The sequence below is a fragment of the Streptomyces sp. NPDC029296 genome (assembly GCF_055569255.1).
The window spans coordinates 1-13,170 of sequence record NZ_JBVHXT010000011.1 but is presented as its reverse complement, the minus strand read 5'-3'; the positions used below and the strand labels follow the sequence as shown (position 1 = coordinate 13,170).

The following is a 13,170-nucleotide window of genomic DNA, read 5'->3' as shown; positions in this document are numbered from 1 at the left end:
CCCGGTCTACGCGCGGAGATAGCGATCTATGACTCATACGTTCATACTGAAGCCGTTTGTCTTTGACCGCTTCCGCTCGTATGAAACTCCAACGGGGCTCGGGGGAACCCCGCTGGTGATGAGGTCCCGCATGTCCACCTCGGCACCCGCCAAGGTCCCCACCCCCGAGAGGCCGGGCGGCGCTCCCGCCTTCGGCTTCCTCGACCGCTACTTCAAGATCTCCGAGCGCGGCAGCTCCGTCGCCCGCGAGGTCCGGGGCGGTCTCGCCACCTTCTTCGCGATGGCGTACATCATCGTGCTGAACCCGATCATCCTCGGCAGCGCGAAGGACATGTACGGGCACCACCTGGACAACGGCCAGCTGGTGACGGCGACGACGCTGTCGGCCGCGTTCAGCACGCTGCTGATGGGCGTCATCGGCAACGTGCCGATCGCGCTCGCCGCCGGCCTCGGCGTGAACTCGGTCGTCGCGCTCCAGCTCGCCCCGCGCATGTCCTGGCCGGACGCCATGGGCATGGTCGTCCTGGCCGGCTTCGTGGTCATGCTGCTGGTCGCCACAGGTCTGCGCGAGCGCGTGATGAACGCCGTGCCGTACGGCCTGCGCAAGGCGATCTCCATCGGTATCGGCCTGTTCATCATGCTGATCGGCCTGGTGGACTCCGGGTTCGTCACCCGGATGCCGGACGCCGCCCAGACCACCGTCCCGCTCCAGCTGGGCGTCGGCGGTCACCTCACCGGCTGGCCGGTGCTGGTCTTCGTGCTGGGCGCGCTGCTCACCTTCGCGCTGATCGTCCGCAAGGTCCCGGGCGCGATCCTGCTCTCCATCGTCGGCATGACCGTGGTGGCGATGATCATCAACGCCGTGGCCACGGTGCCGTCCTGGGGCCTGACGGTCCCGAAGTGGCCGGGCAACCCGGTCTCCACCCCCGATCTCGGGCTGGTCGGCCAGGTCAGCCTGTTCGGCGGCTTCCACAAGGTCGGCATCCTCACCGGCGTCCTGTTCGTCTTCACGGTCCTGCTGTCGTGCTTCTTCGACGCGATGGGCACGATCATGGGCATCAGTGACGAGGCGAAGCTGACCGACGCCCAGGGCTACATGCCGGGCATCAACAAGGTCCTCTTCGTGGACGGCGTCGCGGTCGCGGCGGGCGGCGCCAGCTCCGCGTCGGCCACCACCGCCTTCGTGGAGTCCACGGCGGGCGTCGGCGAGGGCGCCCGCACCGGCCTGGCGAACGTCGTCACGGGCGGCCTCTTCGCCGTCGCGCTCTTCCTCACGCCGATCGCCACGATGGTCCCGTCCCAGGCGGCCACGCCGGCGCTGCTCGCGGTGGGCTTCCTGATCCTGTCCAACTCCATCAAGGAGATCGACTGGGCGGACTACACCATCGCCATGCCGGCGTTCGTGACGATGCTGATGATGCCGTTCACCTACTCGATCACCAACGGCATCGGCATGGGCTTCATCACCTTCACGGTGCTGCGCCTGGTCGCCGGGCGGGCCCGGGAGATCCCGGTGGCGATGTACATCGTCTCGGCCGTCTTCGCCTTCTACTACCTGATGCCGGCCCTGGGTCTCACGTGATCCCGTAGCAAGCCACCCCGAAGGGGCGTCCGGACGACACGGTCCGGGCGCCCCTTCCCGTTTCACCGCGCCGCGTGGCGGGCGTCACGGGCGGTGCGGACCGCTCCGGTGGTCTTTAGTCAGAGTAATGAGTTACGCTAAAGAACATGCCGGACCTTACCCATGGCGACGACGCTGCCGCCGTGAACTCCCTCCGTTCCGCCGTGATGCGGCTGTCCCGTCGGCTCAAGCACCAGCGGGTGGACGAGTCGCTGAGCCCCACCGAGATGTCGGTGCTCGGCACCCTCGCCCGCTGCGGCTCCGCCACCCCGGGCGAACTGGCCCGCAAGGAGCACGTCCAGCCGCCGTCGATGACCCGCATCGTCGCGCTGCTCGAGGCCAAGGGACTGGTCCGGCTGGAGCCGCACCCCGAGGACCGGCGCCAGAAGGTCGTCACCCAGACCGAGCAGGCCGAGGCGATGCTCGAGGAGAGCCGCCGCAAGCGCAACGCCTTCCTGGCCGGCCTGGCCGAGGGCCTGGACGAGGACGAGTGGGCCGCCCTGCGCGCCGCCGCCCCCGTGCTGGAGAAACTCGCACACCTGTAAGCGCCCCGTGGGCGAACGCACCGAAGAAGGAGGAGGCGAACTCCTTTGAGTACGGGATCCGGAACACCTTCCGCCCCCGCACCGTCCCCTACCACCACCACGCCCGTCTCGCGCACGTCCTCGATGTTCAGCTCGCTGAGGATCCGGAACTACCGCCTCTTCTTCTCCGGCCAGGTCGTGTCCAACACGGGCACGTGGATGCAGCGCATCGCCCAGGACTGGCTGGTCCTCAGCCTCACCGGATCCTCGGCCGCCGTCGGCATCACCACCGCCCTGCAGTTCCTGCCAATGCTGCTGTTCGGCCTGTACGGCGGGGTCCTCGTGGACCGCCTGCCCAAGCGGCCCACCCTGCTGGTCACCCAGTCCGCGATGGCCGTCACCGGGCTCGCGCTCGCCGCGCTCACCCTCTCCGGGCAGGTCCAGGTCTGGCACGTCTACGTCGCCGCCTTCGCCGTCGGCCTCGCCACGGTGGTGGACAACCCGGCCCGCCAGTCCTTCGTCTCCGAGATGGTCGGCCCCGACCAGCTGCAGAACGCGGTCAGCCTGAACTCGGCGAACTTCCAGTCCGCCCGGCTCGTCGGCCCCGCCGTGGCCGGTCTGATGATCACCGGCGTGGGCACCGGATGGGCGTTCCTCGCCAACGGCCTGTCCTTCGCCGCGCCGATCGCCGGTCTGCTGCTGATGCGCGCCCGCGAACTGCACGTGGTCGAACGCACACCGCGCGGCAAGGGCCAGCTGCGCGAGGGCCTGAACTACGTGGCCAAGCGGCCGGAGCTGATCTGGCCCATCGTCCTGGTCGGCTTCATCGGCACCTTCGGCTTCAACTTCCCGGTGTGGCTGACCGCCTACGCGGACGACGTCTTCCACGCCGGTGCCGGCGCCTACAGCCTCTTCAACACCCTGATGGCCGTCGGCTCCCTGGTCGGCGCCCTGCTGGCCGCCCGGCGCGGCACGGCCCGGCTGCGCGTGCTGATCGCCGCCGCGCTGGCCTTCGGCACGCTGGAGATCGTCGCCGCGGTCGCGCCGTCGTACTGGCTGTTCGCGCTGCTCATGGTGCCGATCGGCGTGTTCGGCCTGACGGTGAACGTCACCGCGAACACGGCCGTGCAGATGGCCACCGACCCGGCCATGCGCGGCCGGGTGATGGCCCTGTTCATGATGGTGTTCATGGGCGGTACGCCGCTCGGCGCGCCGGTGGTCGGCTGGATCACCGACACCTACGGCCCCCGGGTCGGCTTCGCGGCCGGCGGTGTGGTGTCGGCCGTCGCGGCCGGCGCGATCGGCCTGGTCCTGGCCCGCATCGGCGGCCTGCGGCTGGCGGTGGGCTGGCACCACGGTCACCCGAGCGTCCGCTTCGTCCCGCGCGAGCGGGAGCGACTGGCCACAGCCGCCTGACCACCCGGCCCGCGGCCCCGGAGGGCCTGGCCGACCCTCCGGGCCAGCCGACCCTCCGGGCCAGCACCTGGCCGGGCCAGGCGTCCGGGCCGTGGGTGTAGGCGTGCGTCGGGGTGAAGCCGTTGGCCTCGTAGTAGGCGACCAGCTTGCGGTCGTCACCGGCGTAGCAGTCCACCCGCAGCAGGCCCACGCCCGCCCGCCGGGTCGCCTCGGCGGCGTGCGCGAGCAGTGCGCTGCCCGCGCCCCGGCCCTTGAAGCGGCGGTCGGAGGCGAGCCAGTGGATGTACCGCTCGGGCTCGCCGGGCGCCGGCAGGTGGGACAGATAGGCGCCGGGCCCGTCGGTGAGGGTGAGGGTGGCCGCCGGCACTCCGTCGATCTCGGCGAGGTACGTGGTGCCCTCGGCCATGGCCCGCTCGACGGCCCGGGCGGTCCTGGTCCCCGACAGCGGCTCGGTGCCCCACTGACGGGTGCGGCCCTGTGAGACCAGCCACTCCACGCTGCTGTCGAGCATGCGGAGGATCGCGGGCAGGTCGCCGGGGCCGCCTTCGCGGATGGTGATCGTCACCGCCCCATCATGCCCGCCGGGGTCTGGGATCGTGAGTGCCATGAGACTCTTCGCCGCCGTACTGCTCCCGGAGGACATCGCGGACGAACTCGCCGCCGAGGTGGCCCGGCTGCGGCAGCTGCCGGGCGCCGGGCGGCTGCGCTGGACGGGCCGCCCCGGCTGGCACTTCACGCTCGCCTTCTACGGCGAGGTCGCCGACGACGTCGTACCGGCGCTGTCGGACCGGCTGGCCGGCGCGGCCCGGCGGACGGCGCCCCTCACCCTCGCCCTCGCGGGCGGCGGCCACTTCGGTCAGGGCCGCACGCTGTGGGCGGGCGCCCGGGGGGACGTGGCGGACCTGCGGCTGCTGGCCGGGCGGACGGAGGCGGCGGCGCGGAAGGCGGGGCTGCCGGGCGGGGAGCACCGGAGGTACCAGGCCCACCTCACGCTGGCCCGCAGCCGGCACGCGCTGGACGTCCGGCCGTACGTCGACGCGCTCGCTCGGTTCGCCGGCGCGAGCTGGACCGTGGCCGACCTGGCGCTGATGCGCAGCAGCCTGCCGACGTCCGGGGTGCCGGGGGAGCAGCCGCGCTACGCGGTGGTCGGGCGCTGGGCGCTGGGCGGCGGCGGTTAGTCTCGACTACGTGGACCCGAAAACCCGGAACCGGATCATGGCCGGTGCGCTTGTGTTGATGTTCGTGGTGGTGGCCGTGGCGTCGGCCGTGCGGTAGGAGAGGGCGCCGGGGAACCGCTCGCCGTTCTCCGGCCGCGCGTCGCGTGCGGCCGGCCGCGCGGTTCCCCGCGCCCCCTTCGGCACCTACCAGGCGAAGGCCTCCGGGGACGGGCCCGGGCCCGGGAAGATCTCGTCGAGGCCGGTCAGGAGTTCCTCGCTCAGGTCCAGCTCGACGGCTCGCAGCGCGGACTCCAGCTGCTGCGCGGTGCGCGGGCCGACGATCGGGCCGGTGACGCCGGGGCGGCTGAGCAGCCAGGCCAGGGCCACCTCGCCGGGCTCCAGCCCGTGCTTGTCGAGCAGGTCCTCGTACGCCTGGATCTGCGCGCGGGCCGCCGGGTCCTTGAGCGTGTCGGCGGCCCGGCCGGAGGCGCGGCGACCGCCCTGGACCTCCTTCTTGATGACCCCGCCGAGCAGACCGCCGTGCAGCGGCGACCACGGGATGACCCCGAGGCCGTAGTCCTGCGCGGCCGGGATGACCTCCATCTCGGCGCGTCGCTCGGCCAGGTTGTACAGGCACTGCTCGCTGACCAGCCCGATGGTGCCGGCACGGCGGGCGGCGGCCTCGTTGGCCTGGGCGATCTTGTAGCCGGGGAAGTTGCTGGAGCCGACGTAGAGGATCTTGCCCTGCTGGACGAGGACGTCGATCGCCTGCCAGATCTCCTCGAACGGCGTGCTGCGATCGATGTGGTGGAACTGGTAGAGGTCGATGTGGTCGGTCTGGAGCCGCTTCAGGCTGGCGTCCACCGCGCGCCGGATGTTCAGCGCGGAGAGCTTGTCGTGGTTGGGCCACACCGGGGCCCCGTCCGGGTCCATGTTGCCGTAGACCTTGGTGGCGATGACGGTCTTCTCGCGCCGTCCGCCGCCCTTGGCGAACCAGTTGCCGATGATGGACTCGGTGCGGCCCTTGTTCTCGCCCCAGCCGTACACGTTGGCGGTGTCGAAGAAGTTGATGCCCGCGTCCAGCGCCGCGTCCATGATCGCGTGGCTGTCCGCTTCGTCCGTCTGCGGGCCGAAGTTCATCGTCCCGAGGACGAGCCGGCTGACCTTGAGTCCCGTGCGTCCGAGCTGCGTGTACTCCATGGTCCACTAGCCAACGTCCTGGAGTGCGCTCTAGGCAAGGGCCCGCCGTCGTGGCGAGGTGGCGGCAAGCGAGGGGGAGAGGGGGGAGAAGGGGGGTACGTGTCCGGGGGCGGGGTCAGCCGCGGGGGAAGCCGTCGGTCTTGAGGACGAGGTCGACCACCGTGCCGGTCAGGTCGACGTCCTCGCCGAAGGCGACCTTCGTCCGCGTGATGTAGTCGCCCTCCTTGGGCTGGCTGTAGGCGTAGCACATGCCCTTGTAGGGATCGGCGATGAGGTACAGGGGGACTTCGGCGGTGGCGTAGGCGGCCTTCTTCGGGCCGTAGTCGTTCGCCGCGGTGCCCTGGGAGATGACCTCGGCGACGAATTCGACGTCCTGGTACTGCCAGTGGTCCGTGTCGTCCGTGCGTGCCGAATCCTTGAGCAGGGCGACGTCCGGGCAGAAACCGTTCCCGTGACCTGGGAAATCGATGCGGACGTCGGAGAACACCCGGATGTCCATGCCGAACCTGTCCTCCAGCGCCCGCACCATCCGGCGGATGATGATCCAGTGCGTGCCCCGCTGCGGCGTCATGTGGACGTTGCCCCCGACGATCTCGACCCTGTATCCCTCGGGGACGGGCATGCGCTCGAGCCGCTCGAACCACTCGTCGAGACTCTCGGTGTTGGCGTCGGCCATCTCGATCCTGTCTTCCAGGACGGTCACTTGGCGCTCCTGCCCGGCCGCTCCACGAACAGGCCCGGCCGCGCAGTGCAACGATAGGCACCGCGCCCGGGACACGCCGGATTTCAGTCGTCCTGATCATTCCTCGTACGGCTGTCCGACCTCCCACGCCTCCCACATGGCCCCCGCGAACGCCCCCGCGATCCGGTGCTCCCCGTTCGCGTTGGGATGCGTGCCGTCGTAGGTGTCGGTGTGGATGTCCCACCCCTCGGGCCGCGAGGCCAGCAGCAGCGGCGAGCGGGGCTCGTCCAGGTCGGCGACCGTCTTGGCGAGCAGGTGGTTGAACCGGTCCACCTGGCCGGCGAAGAGCGCGTCCGACGCGGCCCGGACGTTGGGTATGACGGGCAGCAGCACCATCCCGATGCGGGAGTCGGCCTCGCGCGCTCCCGCGACGAACGCCCGTACGTTCTCCGCCGTCTGCTCGGCGTCGGTGTAGAAGCCCAGGTCGATCAGGCCGAGGGAGACCAGCAGCACGTCGGCCCGGTGGGCGCGCACCGCCTCGCCGATCAGCGGCGCCATGTGCAGCCAGCCCTCGCCCCAGCCCGCCAGGTGCCCGCGGGGGAAGGCGGGTTCGGCGTAGGCGAGGGACGTCGGGGCGCCGGCCTGCTGGTCGTAGAGGGTCTCGCGCGGGCCGACGAAGGTGAACGGGCCGCCGTACGTCTCGCACAGGTGCCGCCACAGCCGGTAACGCCATGTGTGGTCGCCCGCGCTCCCGATCGTCATGGAGTCGCCCACGGGCATGAACCTAAGCATCGGCTCATCATGGACGATGACCGGATCCGGTGGGATCGCCGGGGCCTGTGAGGCGGACCACGTCCACCGGACCCCCTCGGGGAATGGCAGGCTTGGGTCATGCGTCGACCGTTCGCCGTACTCGCCGGTGTCCTGCTCGCCGGTGCCTGCGCGCTGCCCGCCTCCGCCACCGGGACCGCCGAGGGCGCGGGGGACAAGGGGTTCACCATCAAGGACCCCCGGATAACCGAGTCCAGCGGGCTCGCCGCCTCCCGGCAGCACCCCGGCGTCTACTGGACGCACAACGACAGCGACGACGGGCCGTACCTGTACGCCGTCGACAGCGCCACCGGCCGGACCGTCGCCCGGATCACCCTGCGCGGCATCGGCTCCCCGCGCGACGTCGAGGCCGTCTCCATCGGGCCGGACAACCAGATCTACGTCGGCGACATCGGCGACAACTTCGGCGGGAAGTGGCCGTACGTGTGGATCTACCGGCTGCCCGAGCCGAAGCGGCTGACGGACCAGACGATCACGGCCACGCAGTACGTGGTGAAGTACGCGGACGGCCCGCGCGACGCCGAGTCGCTGCTCGTCCACCCGAAGACCGGGCGCGTCTACATCATCGACAAGAACGAGGAGGGCGGGCACCTGTACGAGGGCCCGGCGACCCTCTCCACGTCCGGGGCGAACGTCTTCCGCCAGGTCGCGCCGGTCGACCTGTGGGCCACCGACGCCGCCTTCTCCCCGGACGGCCGGCAACTCGCCGTGCGCGGCTACTTCGGGGGCGTCTACTACGACTGGAACAACGGCCGGATCAAGCGCCGGGGCCGCCTGGACGTGCCGTTCCAGGGGCAGGGCGAGTCCATGTCCTACTCCGCCGACGGCACCAGGCTGATGTACGGCAGCGAGGGGGCGGACAGCTCGGTCCAGGCGGCCGAGGCGCCCGAACGCCCGGCCGCGAACTCTCCTTCGGCGAGCGGTGGCCCGCGGGCCGCCGACGACAAGGACGGCACCCCGAGCCTGAAGGTGGGCATCGTGATCCTGGCCGTCGGGGCGGCGGCCTTCCTGGGCCTGCGCCGGCTGCGGCGCAGCTGACCGAGGGGCGGCCGGCCGGACCGGCGGCGGGCCGGGCGATCGACGGGGGCCGGGCGATCGGGCGGGGGCCGAGCGACCGGCGGCCGGGGGCGGTGTGTACCGAGGTGTGCCGCAAGTATTGACGTGCTCATGTTGATCTGGGTTACCTGTGCGGTGCGCGGCGCTTGGGAGCGCTCCCATTCAGGTTCGGCTGCCGCGCCTCCCGAGAGGAACCGACACATGTTCCGCACCCTCCGAAGAGCGCTGTGCACCGCTGCGGCGGCGCTCCTCCTGCCTCTGACCGGGGCCTACGCGGCACAGGCGGCCGACGCGCCCACGGCCGCCGCCCCCGGCGCCGGGTACTGGCACACCAGCGGCCGGCAGATCCTGGACGCGGCCGGCCAGCCGGTGCGCATCGCCGGGATCAACTGGTTCGGCTTCGAGACCAGCAACCTGGTGGTCCACGGTCTGTGGTCCCGCGACTACAAGAGCATGATCGACCAGGTGAGGTCGCTCGGCTACAACACCCTCCGGATCCCCTACAGCGACGACATCTTCAAGGCCGGCGCGACGCCCAGCGGCATCGACGTCTCCGCCGGCAAGAACGCCGACCTCCAGGGCCTGACCTCGCTCCAGGTGCTGGACCGGATCGTCGCGTACGCCGGCCAGGACGGGCTGAAGGTCATCCTGGACCGGCACCGCCCCGACTCCGCCGGGCAGTCGGCGCTCTGGTACACCGCGTCCGTCCCGGAATCGACGTGGATCGCCAACCTCAAGTCGCTGGCCGCCCGTTACCGGGGCCAGGACACGGTGATCGGCATCGACCTGCACAACGAGCCGCACGACCCGGCGTGCTGGGGCTGCGGCGACCAGGCCACCGACTGGCGGCTGGCGGCCCAGCGCGCCGGGAACGCGGTGCTGTCGGTCAACCCGGACCTGCTCGTCTTCGTCGAGGGCGTGCAGACGTACAACGGCGTGTCCGGCTGGTGGGGCGGCAACCTGATGGGCGTCGGCCAGTACCCCGTGCAGCTCAGCGTGCCGGGCCGGGTGGTCTACTCCGCCCACGACTACGCCACGAGCGTGGCCCAGCAGAGCTGGTTCAGCGACCCGTCCTTCCCGGCCAACATGCCGGGTGTCTGGGACAAGTACTGGGGCTACATCTTCAAGCAGAACATCGCCCCGGTGTGGGTGGGCGAGTTCGGTACGACGCTCCAGTCGGCCGTCGACCAGAAGTGGCTGGCCGCGCTGGCGGACTACCTGAGGCCGACGTCCACGTACGGGGCCGACTCCTTCCACTGGACGTACTGGTCCCTGAACCCCAACTCCGGTGACACCGGCGGCATCCTGAAGGACGACTGGACGACCGTCGACACGGTGAAGGACGGGTACCTGGCGGGCATCAAGGCGCCGCTGTTCCCGGGCGGCGGAAGCGGTGGCGGCGGTGACAACGGCGGTGGCGGAGGCGGCGGCCCCGCGTGCGGCGCGGCCTACACCGTCGGCAGCGACTGGGGCGGCGGCTTCAACGCCGAGGTGAAGGTCACCAACACCGGCACGGTCGCCCTCAAGTCCTGGAAGGTCACGTGGACGTGGGGCGGGGCGCAGAAGATCTCGTCCATGTGGAACGCGAGTTACACCCAGAGCGGAGCGAGCGTGACGGCTGTGAACGCGGCTCACAACGGGACGCTGGCGGCCGGGGGCTCGGCGGGCTTCGGCTTCGGCGCGACGCCGGGTGGGGCGGCGACGCCCACCCTGACCTGCACGGCAGCGTGAAAAAAGGGGGCGCCCGGTGCGACACCGGGCGCCCCCGTCACGCACTGAGCGGGCAGGGCAGGTCCGGGCGGGCGCGATGGGGGGCGCATCCCACCAGCGCCACGGACAGGAACGCGGGCTGTTCGAGATAGAACCCGAGCGAGACGTCACCGCCCGACGCCAGCCGCTCGCCGGCGGAGGCGAGGAGGGCGGCGAGGCGGCCGGGGTCGCGGTACGCGCCGGCGGCGAACCGGGGCGCGTACTCGGCCAGCCGCTCCCCGAGCCAGACGGCGGCGGCCGAGGGTTCGGACCAGGTCCCCTTGACGATCGAACGGGGCTTGACCAGCCAGTAGGCGGTCTCCAGCGGGGGCAGGTCGGAGGTGGGGAACTCGACGGTGGCCAGCCGGTAGCGCTGGATCAGTTCCGGACCGCCGGTGGGCGGGGGCGGTTCGGGGTGGGGCGGTCGCCGGAGGGCTTCCTCGTCGAAACGGGGCTTGGGACCGGTCCAGAGGTAGGCGTGGTGGTGCACCCGGGTCCTCTTTCGTGCGGTGAGGGCCGGTTCCGCCCGTGTGCCGACGGCCCGGAACCGGCTGGATCTCTCGGGGTGAGGCTCAGAGAGCCAGGCCGAAGCGGGCCGGGTCGATACCGGCGGCGCTCAGCTCGGTGGTGCTGAACCGCAGGGGCTCCTTGTCGGGCCGCTTGCTGTCACCGAGCGCCCAGGCGTCCTCGCCGATGCGGGCGAGGGTCACGCAGGACTCGCCGTCCGGGTGGGTGTTCCCGCCGCACGCCCTGAGGAACGAGGCGCCGCCGAGGTCGAGCGCGTACAGGTCGCTTCCGTTCACCATCGCTGTACCTTCCTGCTCCGCTGTCACGGCCGTGTCCGACCGCGGGGACGACCGTAGGGGGCGGGTGTGGAGCAAGGTGGCGAATATTCTTCGTTATTCTCGTACGGTCACTCTGGATGCATGGACTTTCACTCAGAGGTACCGAGATGCTTGGCGCACCGACATCGTCGACACTCAGGGGGTGGTTGCGCGTGGCGCGCAGGTTGCGGTTCAACGGGACGGGGAGTGGTGTCACAGGATGCCCGTCAGTGCATGAGGACTTGGACAGCGGGGAGGTGATCGTCCATGGCCCTCCACTCACTGATCCGGAGGACGTCGCACAGCTTCAGCACCTCTCTGAAGGAGAAGTCGCCGTCGTGGTGCCACGGGACCTGCTGGTTGACTGGACACCTAAGGAGCGGACACGGCAGGTGCGGACGATCGATTTGGACGAGTTCAACAGCTTGTTCGAGAAGTTCGAGCACACGGCGTGGCGGTTGGAGACGCGCCGTCGGTACGCGAGCGACGAAGCGGGCGACCGGTGGAACCGGTTCATCAAGAACGGAACGATTGGCGAGGGCGAGGATTCGGACTCGCTCTACGGCTGGTGGACCGACACGATTCGCGCACACACCGCACAGGGTAGGCGGGTTGAGCGGGTACGCATCGTGGACCAGCCCGCCACCACCGGTCAGCGGTACCTCCTCGACAGTGCTAGATGGAACATCGGCCTTGGCGAGAACATCCGGAACATGTGGCGCACCGACGCGGACCGACTCCGTTTGCCCGCCGAGGATTTCTGGCTCTTCGACAGCCGCCTCATCGCGCTGCTGCGGTTCGATGACGATGACCAACTCACGCACGTGGACCTGATCACCGAGCCCGCAGAGGTGGTGCGCTGCTGCATGGTGCGGGATGCTGCTTGGCACCACGCCGTACCGTGGAAGCAGTTCACGGCTGAGATGCAGAGCGACGCATAGGGGCAAGAGCGGATACCGGTGAGCACGGACTATCAGAGGGCACGTGAGGAACTTGGGCGCAGGCTCAGGGAACTGCGTATCGAAAGCCCTGATGGCCGGCTCACCGGCAGCCAGCTCGCTCAGCGGCTGGGGTGGCCTCAGTCGAAAGTCAGCAAGTTGGAGAACGGCAGGCAGACCCCCACGGACGATGACCTGCGGGCATGGGCTGATGCCGTACGGCAGTCGGCTGCTTTCGCCGAACTCCGAGCCCGGCTCAGGGGCTTCGAGAGTCATATCCGCTCCTGGCGGCGCCAGCTAGTGGCAGGGCATCGCCCTGTGCAGGAAACCTGGAACGCGCTCGTTGCGGAGTCCCGCGTATTGCACATGTGGGAGAACTGTTTGGTCAGTGGCATGCTTCAGACGGCCGACTACGCCCGGTATGTTTTCGAGCGCTATACGGACCTCCGGTCCTCTCCCCGGGATGTGGAAGAGGCCGTGCGGGCCCGCATGAAACGGCAGGAGTGGCTGTATCGACCCAGTAAACGGCTGAACCTGATCATGTGGGAAGGCGCCCTGTGGACGCGCGTGTGTCCGGCTGACGTGCTGGTCGCTCAACTGGACCGTCTGTTGGGCGTGGTGGGTATGGACACGGTGCGCCTCGGCATACTGCCGTTGGACGCGGAACTGCGCATACCGCCGGGCAACCCCTTCTCCATGCTCGATGATCGTCTGGTCGTGGTCGAGGACTGGCACGCCGAACTCTGGCTGGACGATGCCGAAACGATCGCTCTGTACCGCCGCGTGTGGGACACCTTCGCGGAGTCGGCGGTGTTCGGCGCGGAGGCGCAGCAGGTGATCGCCCGGGTGCGGCGGAGCATCAAGGTCTGAGGACGTACGGCCGTACGACGGAACGGGAGCCGGTGGCCGGCGGCGCGGAAACGCTGGGCGCGGAGCTGCCCCGGCCCTGTTGTGTTACGGGTGGTCCAAAACATGGGGGGTCACCGAGGGCGGGAGGGTGAAACGGGCCCAGACGGTCTTGGTGTACGGCCCTGGCCGGTGCCCCCAAGAGCAACGCGGCGGACACGCGAAGGGCGCCCGGTGAGCACCGGGCGCCCTTCGCGTCGTACCCGAGAGGTCAGAGCTTCTCGATCACGTAGTCGACGCACTGCGTCAGCGCCTCGACGTCCGCC

Annotated in this window: 13 protein-coding genes and 1 pseudogene; 8 read left to right on the top strand and 6 right to left on the bottom strand. The window is 70.3% G+C overall.

The window, feature by feature from the left end:
* Positions 1-130 precede the first annotated feature (130 nt).
* From ACZ4W9_RS11915 to ACZ4W9_RS11905, 3 genes are all read left to right on the top strand, one after another.
* Positions 131-1,582 carry an NCS2 family permease gene (locus ACZ4W9_RS11915; RefSeq protein ID WP_467934973.1) on the top strand — a complete coding sequence of 484 codons (1,452 nt, stop codon included), beginning with the start codon at positions 131-133 and terminating at the stop codon, positions 1,580-1,582.
* 146 nt (positions 1,583-1,728) lie between these two features.
* A complete protein-coding gene (locus tag ACZ4W9_RS11910; RefSeq protein WP_362189498.1) occupies positions 1,729-2,166 on the top strand; it encodes a MarR family winged helix-turn-helix transcriptional regulator in 438 nt (145 codons plus the stop codon).
* A gap of 45 nt (positions 2,167-2,211) precedes the next feature.
* The gene (locus tag ACZ4W9_RS11905; RefSeq protein WP_467934972.1) at positions 2,212-3,561 is read left to right on the top strand and encodes an MFS transporter; all 1,350 of its coding nucleotides are present in this window, start codon (positions 2,212-2,214) and stop codon (positions 3,559-3,561) included.
* Between the two features lie 49 nt (positions 3,562-3,610).
* On the opposite strand, the pseudogene ACZ4W9_RS11900 reads toward ACZ4W9_RS11905, so the two are convergent.
* Positions 3,611-4,126: pseudogene (locus ACZ4W9_RS11900) on the bottom strand (GNAT family N-acetyltransferase); the annotation flags it as partial.
* Positions 4,127-4,166: 40 nt separating this feature from the next.
* On the opposite strand from ACZ4W9_RS11900, the gene thpR reads away from it, so the two are divergent.
* A complete protein-coding gene (thpR, locus tag ACZ4W9_RS11895) occupies positions 4,167-4,739 on the top strand; it encodes an RNA 2',3'-cyclic phosphodiesterase (protein WP_467934970.1) in 573 nt (190 codons plus the stop codon).
* Between the two features lie 183 nt (positions 4,740-4,922).
* Here the strand turns inward: thpR and ACZ4W9_RS11890 are convergent, their stop codons facing one another.
* From ACZ4W9_RS11890 to ACZ4W9_RS11880, 3 genes are all read right to left on the bottom strand, one after another.
* The gene (locus ACZ4W9_RS11890) at positions 4,923-5,918 is read right to left on the bottom strand and encodes an aldo/keto reductase (protein ID WP_467934969.1); all 996 of its coding nucleotides are present in this window, start codon (positions 5,916-5,918) and stop codon (positions 4,923-4,925) included.
* 115 nt (positions 5,919-6,033) lie between these two features.
* Entirely contained in the window at positions 6,034-6,621 is a 588-nt protein-coding gene (locus ACZ4W9_RS11885) for a Uma2 family endonuclease (protein ID WP_467934967.1), read from the bottom strand.
* 96 nt (positions 6,622-6,717) lie between these two features.
* Positions 6,718-7,392 (bottom strand): GDSL-type esterase/lipase family protein, encoded by a 675-nt coding sequence (locus ACZ4W9_RS11880; protein ID WP_467934966.1) that lies wholly within the window; start codon positions 7,390-7,392, stop codon positions 6,718-6,720.
* Positions 7,393-7,491: 99 nt separating this feature from the next.
* Between ACZ4W9_RS11880 and ACZ4W9_RS11875 the strand changes: the two genes are divergently transcribed.
* Together ACZ4W9_RS11875 and ACZ4W9_RS11870 are read left to right on the top strand one after the other, a co-directional pair.
* Complete coding sequence (locus ACZ4W9_RS11875) at positions 7,492-8,469, top strand: WD40 repeat domain-containing protein (protein ID WP_467934964.1); 978 nt, start codon at positions 7,492-7,494, stop codon at positions 8,467-8,469.
* A 219-nt stretch (positions 8,470-8,688) separates the two neighbouring features.
* Positions 8,689-10,218, top strand: a complete 1,530-nt coding sequence (locus tag ACZ4W9_RS11870; RefSeq protein ID WP_467934963.1) for a cellulase family glycosylhydrolase — start codon at positions 8,689-8,691, stop codon at positions 10,216-10,218.
* A gap of 37 nt (positions 10,219-10,255) precedes the next feature.
* Here ACZ4W9_RS11870 and ACZ4W9_RS11865 read toward each other — a convergent pair whose 3' ends face one another.
* Both ACZ4W9_RS11865 and ACZ4W9_RS11860 read right to left on the bottom strand, forming a co-directional pair.
* Positions 10,256-10,726, bottom strand: coding sequence for a hypothetical protein (locus ACZ4W9_RS11865; RefSeq protein WP_467934962.1), 471 nt, complete (start codon positions 10,724-10,726; stop codon positions 10,256-10,258).
* Positions 10,727-10,808: 82 nt separating this feature from the next.
* Positions 10,809-11,042 carry a DUF397 domain-containing protein gene (locus tag ACZ4W9_RS11860; RefSeq protein ID WP_467934960.1) on the bottom strand — a complete coding sequence of 78 codons (234 nt, stop codon included), beginning with the start codon at positions 11,040-11,042 and terminating at the stop codon, positions 10,809-10,811.
* Positions 11,043-11,233: 191 nt separating this feature from the next.
* On the opposite strand from ACZ4W9_RS11860, the gene ACZ4W9_RS11855 reads away from it, so the two are divergent.
* Together ACZ4W9_RS11855 and ACZ4W9_RS11850 are read left to right on the top strand one after the other, a co-directional pair.
* Entirely contained in the window at positions 11,234-12,001 is a 768-nt protein-coding gene (locus ACZ4W9_RS11855) for a DUF6879 family protein (RefSeq protein ID WP_467934958.1), read from the top strand.
* Between the two features lie 18 nt (positions 12,002-12,019).
* Positions 12,020-12,868 carry a helix-turn-helix domain-containing protein gene (locus ACZ4W9_RS11850; protein WP_467934957.1) on the top strand — a complete coding sequence of 283 codons (849 nt, stop codon included), beginning with the start codon at positions 12,020-12,022 and terminating at the stop codon, positions 12,866-12,868.
* Positions 12,869-13,170: the final 302 nt, after the last annotated feature.

What these genes read in the sequence shown, in the direction of transcription:
- ACZ4W9_RS11915 (WP_467934973.1), top strand. Translation starts at nt 131, where the DNA reads ATGTCCACCTCGGCACCCGCCAAGGTCCCCACCCCCGAGAGGCCGGGC.
- ACZ4W9_RS11910 (WP_362189498.1), top strand. Translation starts at nt 1,729, where the DNA reads ATGCCGGACCTTACCCATGGCGACGACGCTGCCGCCGTGAACTCCCTC.
- thpR (WP_467934970.1), top strand. Translation starts at nt 4,167, where the DNA reads ATGAGACTCTTCGCCGCCGTACTGCTCCCGGAGGACATCGCGGACGAA.
- ACZ4W9_RS11890 (WP_467934969.1), bottom strand. Translation starts at nt 5,918, where the DNA reads ATGGAGTACACGCAGCTCGGACGCACGGGACTCAAGGTCAGCCGGCTC.
- ACZ4W9_RS11880 (WP_467934966.1), bottom strand. Translation starts at nt 7,392, where the DNA reads ATGCTTAGGTTCATGCCCGTGGGCGACTCCATGACGATCGGGAGCGCG.
- ACZ4W9_RS11875 (WP_467934964.1), top strand. Translation starts at nt 7,492, where the DNA reads ATGCGTCGACCGTTCGCCGTACTCGCCGGTGTCCTGCTCGCCGGTGCC.
- ACZ4W9_RS11870 (WP_467934963.1), top strand. Translation starts at nt 8,689, where the DNA reads ATGTTCCGCACCCTCCGAAGAGCGCTGTGCACCGCTGCGGCGGCGCTC.
- ACZ4W9_RS11860 (WP_467934960.1), bottom strand. Translation starts at nt 11,042, where the DNA reads ATGGTGAACGGAAGCGACCTGTACGCGCTCGACCTCGGCGGCGCCTCG.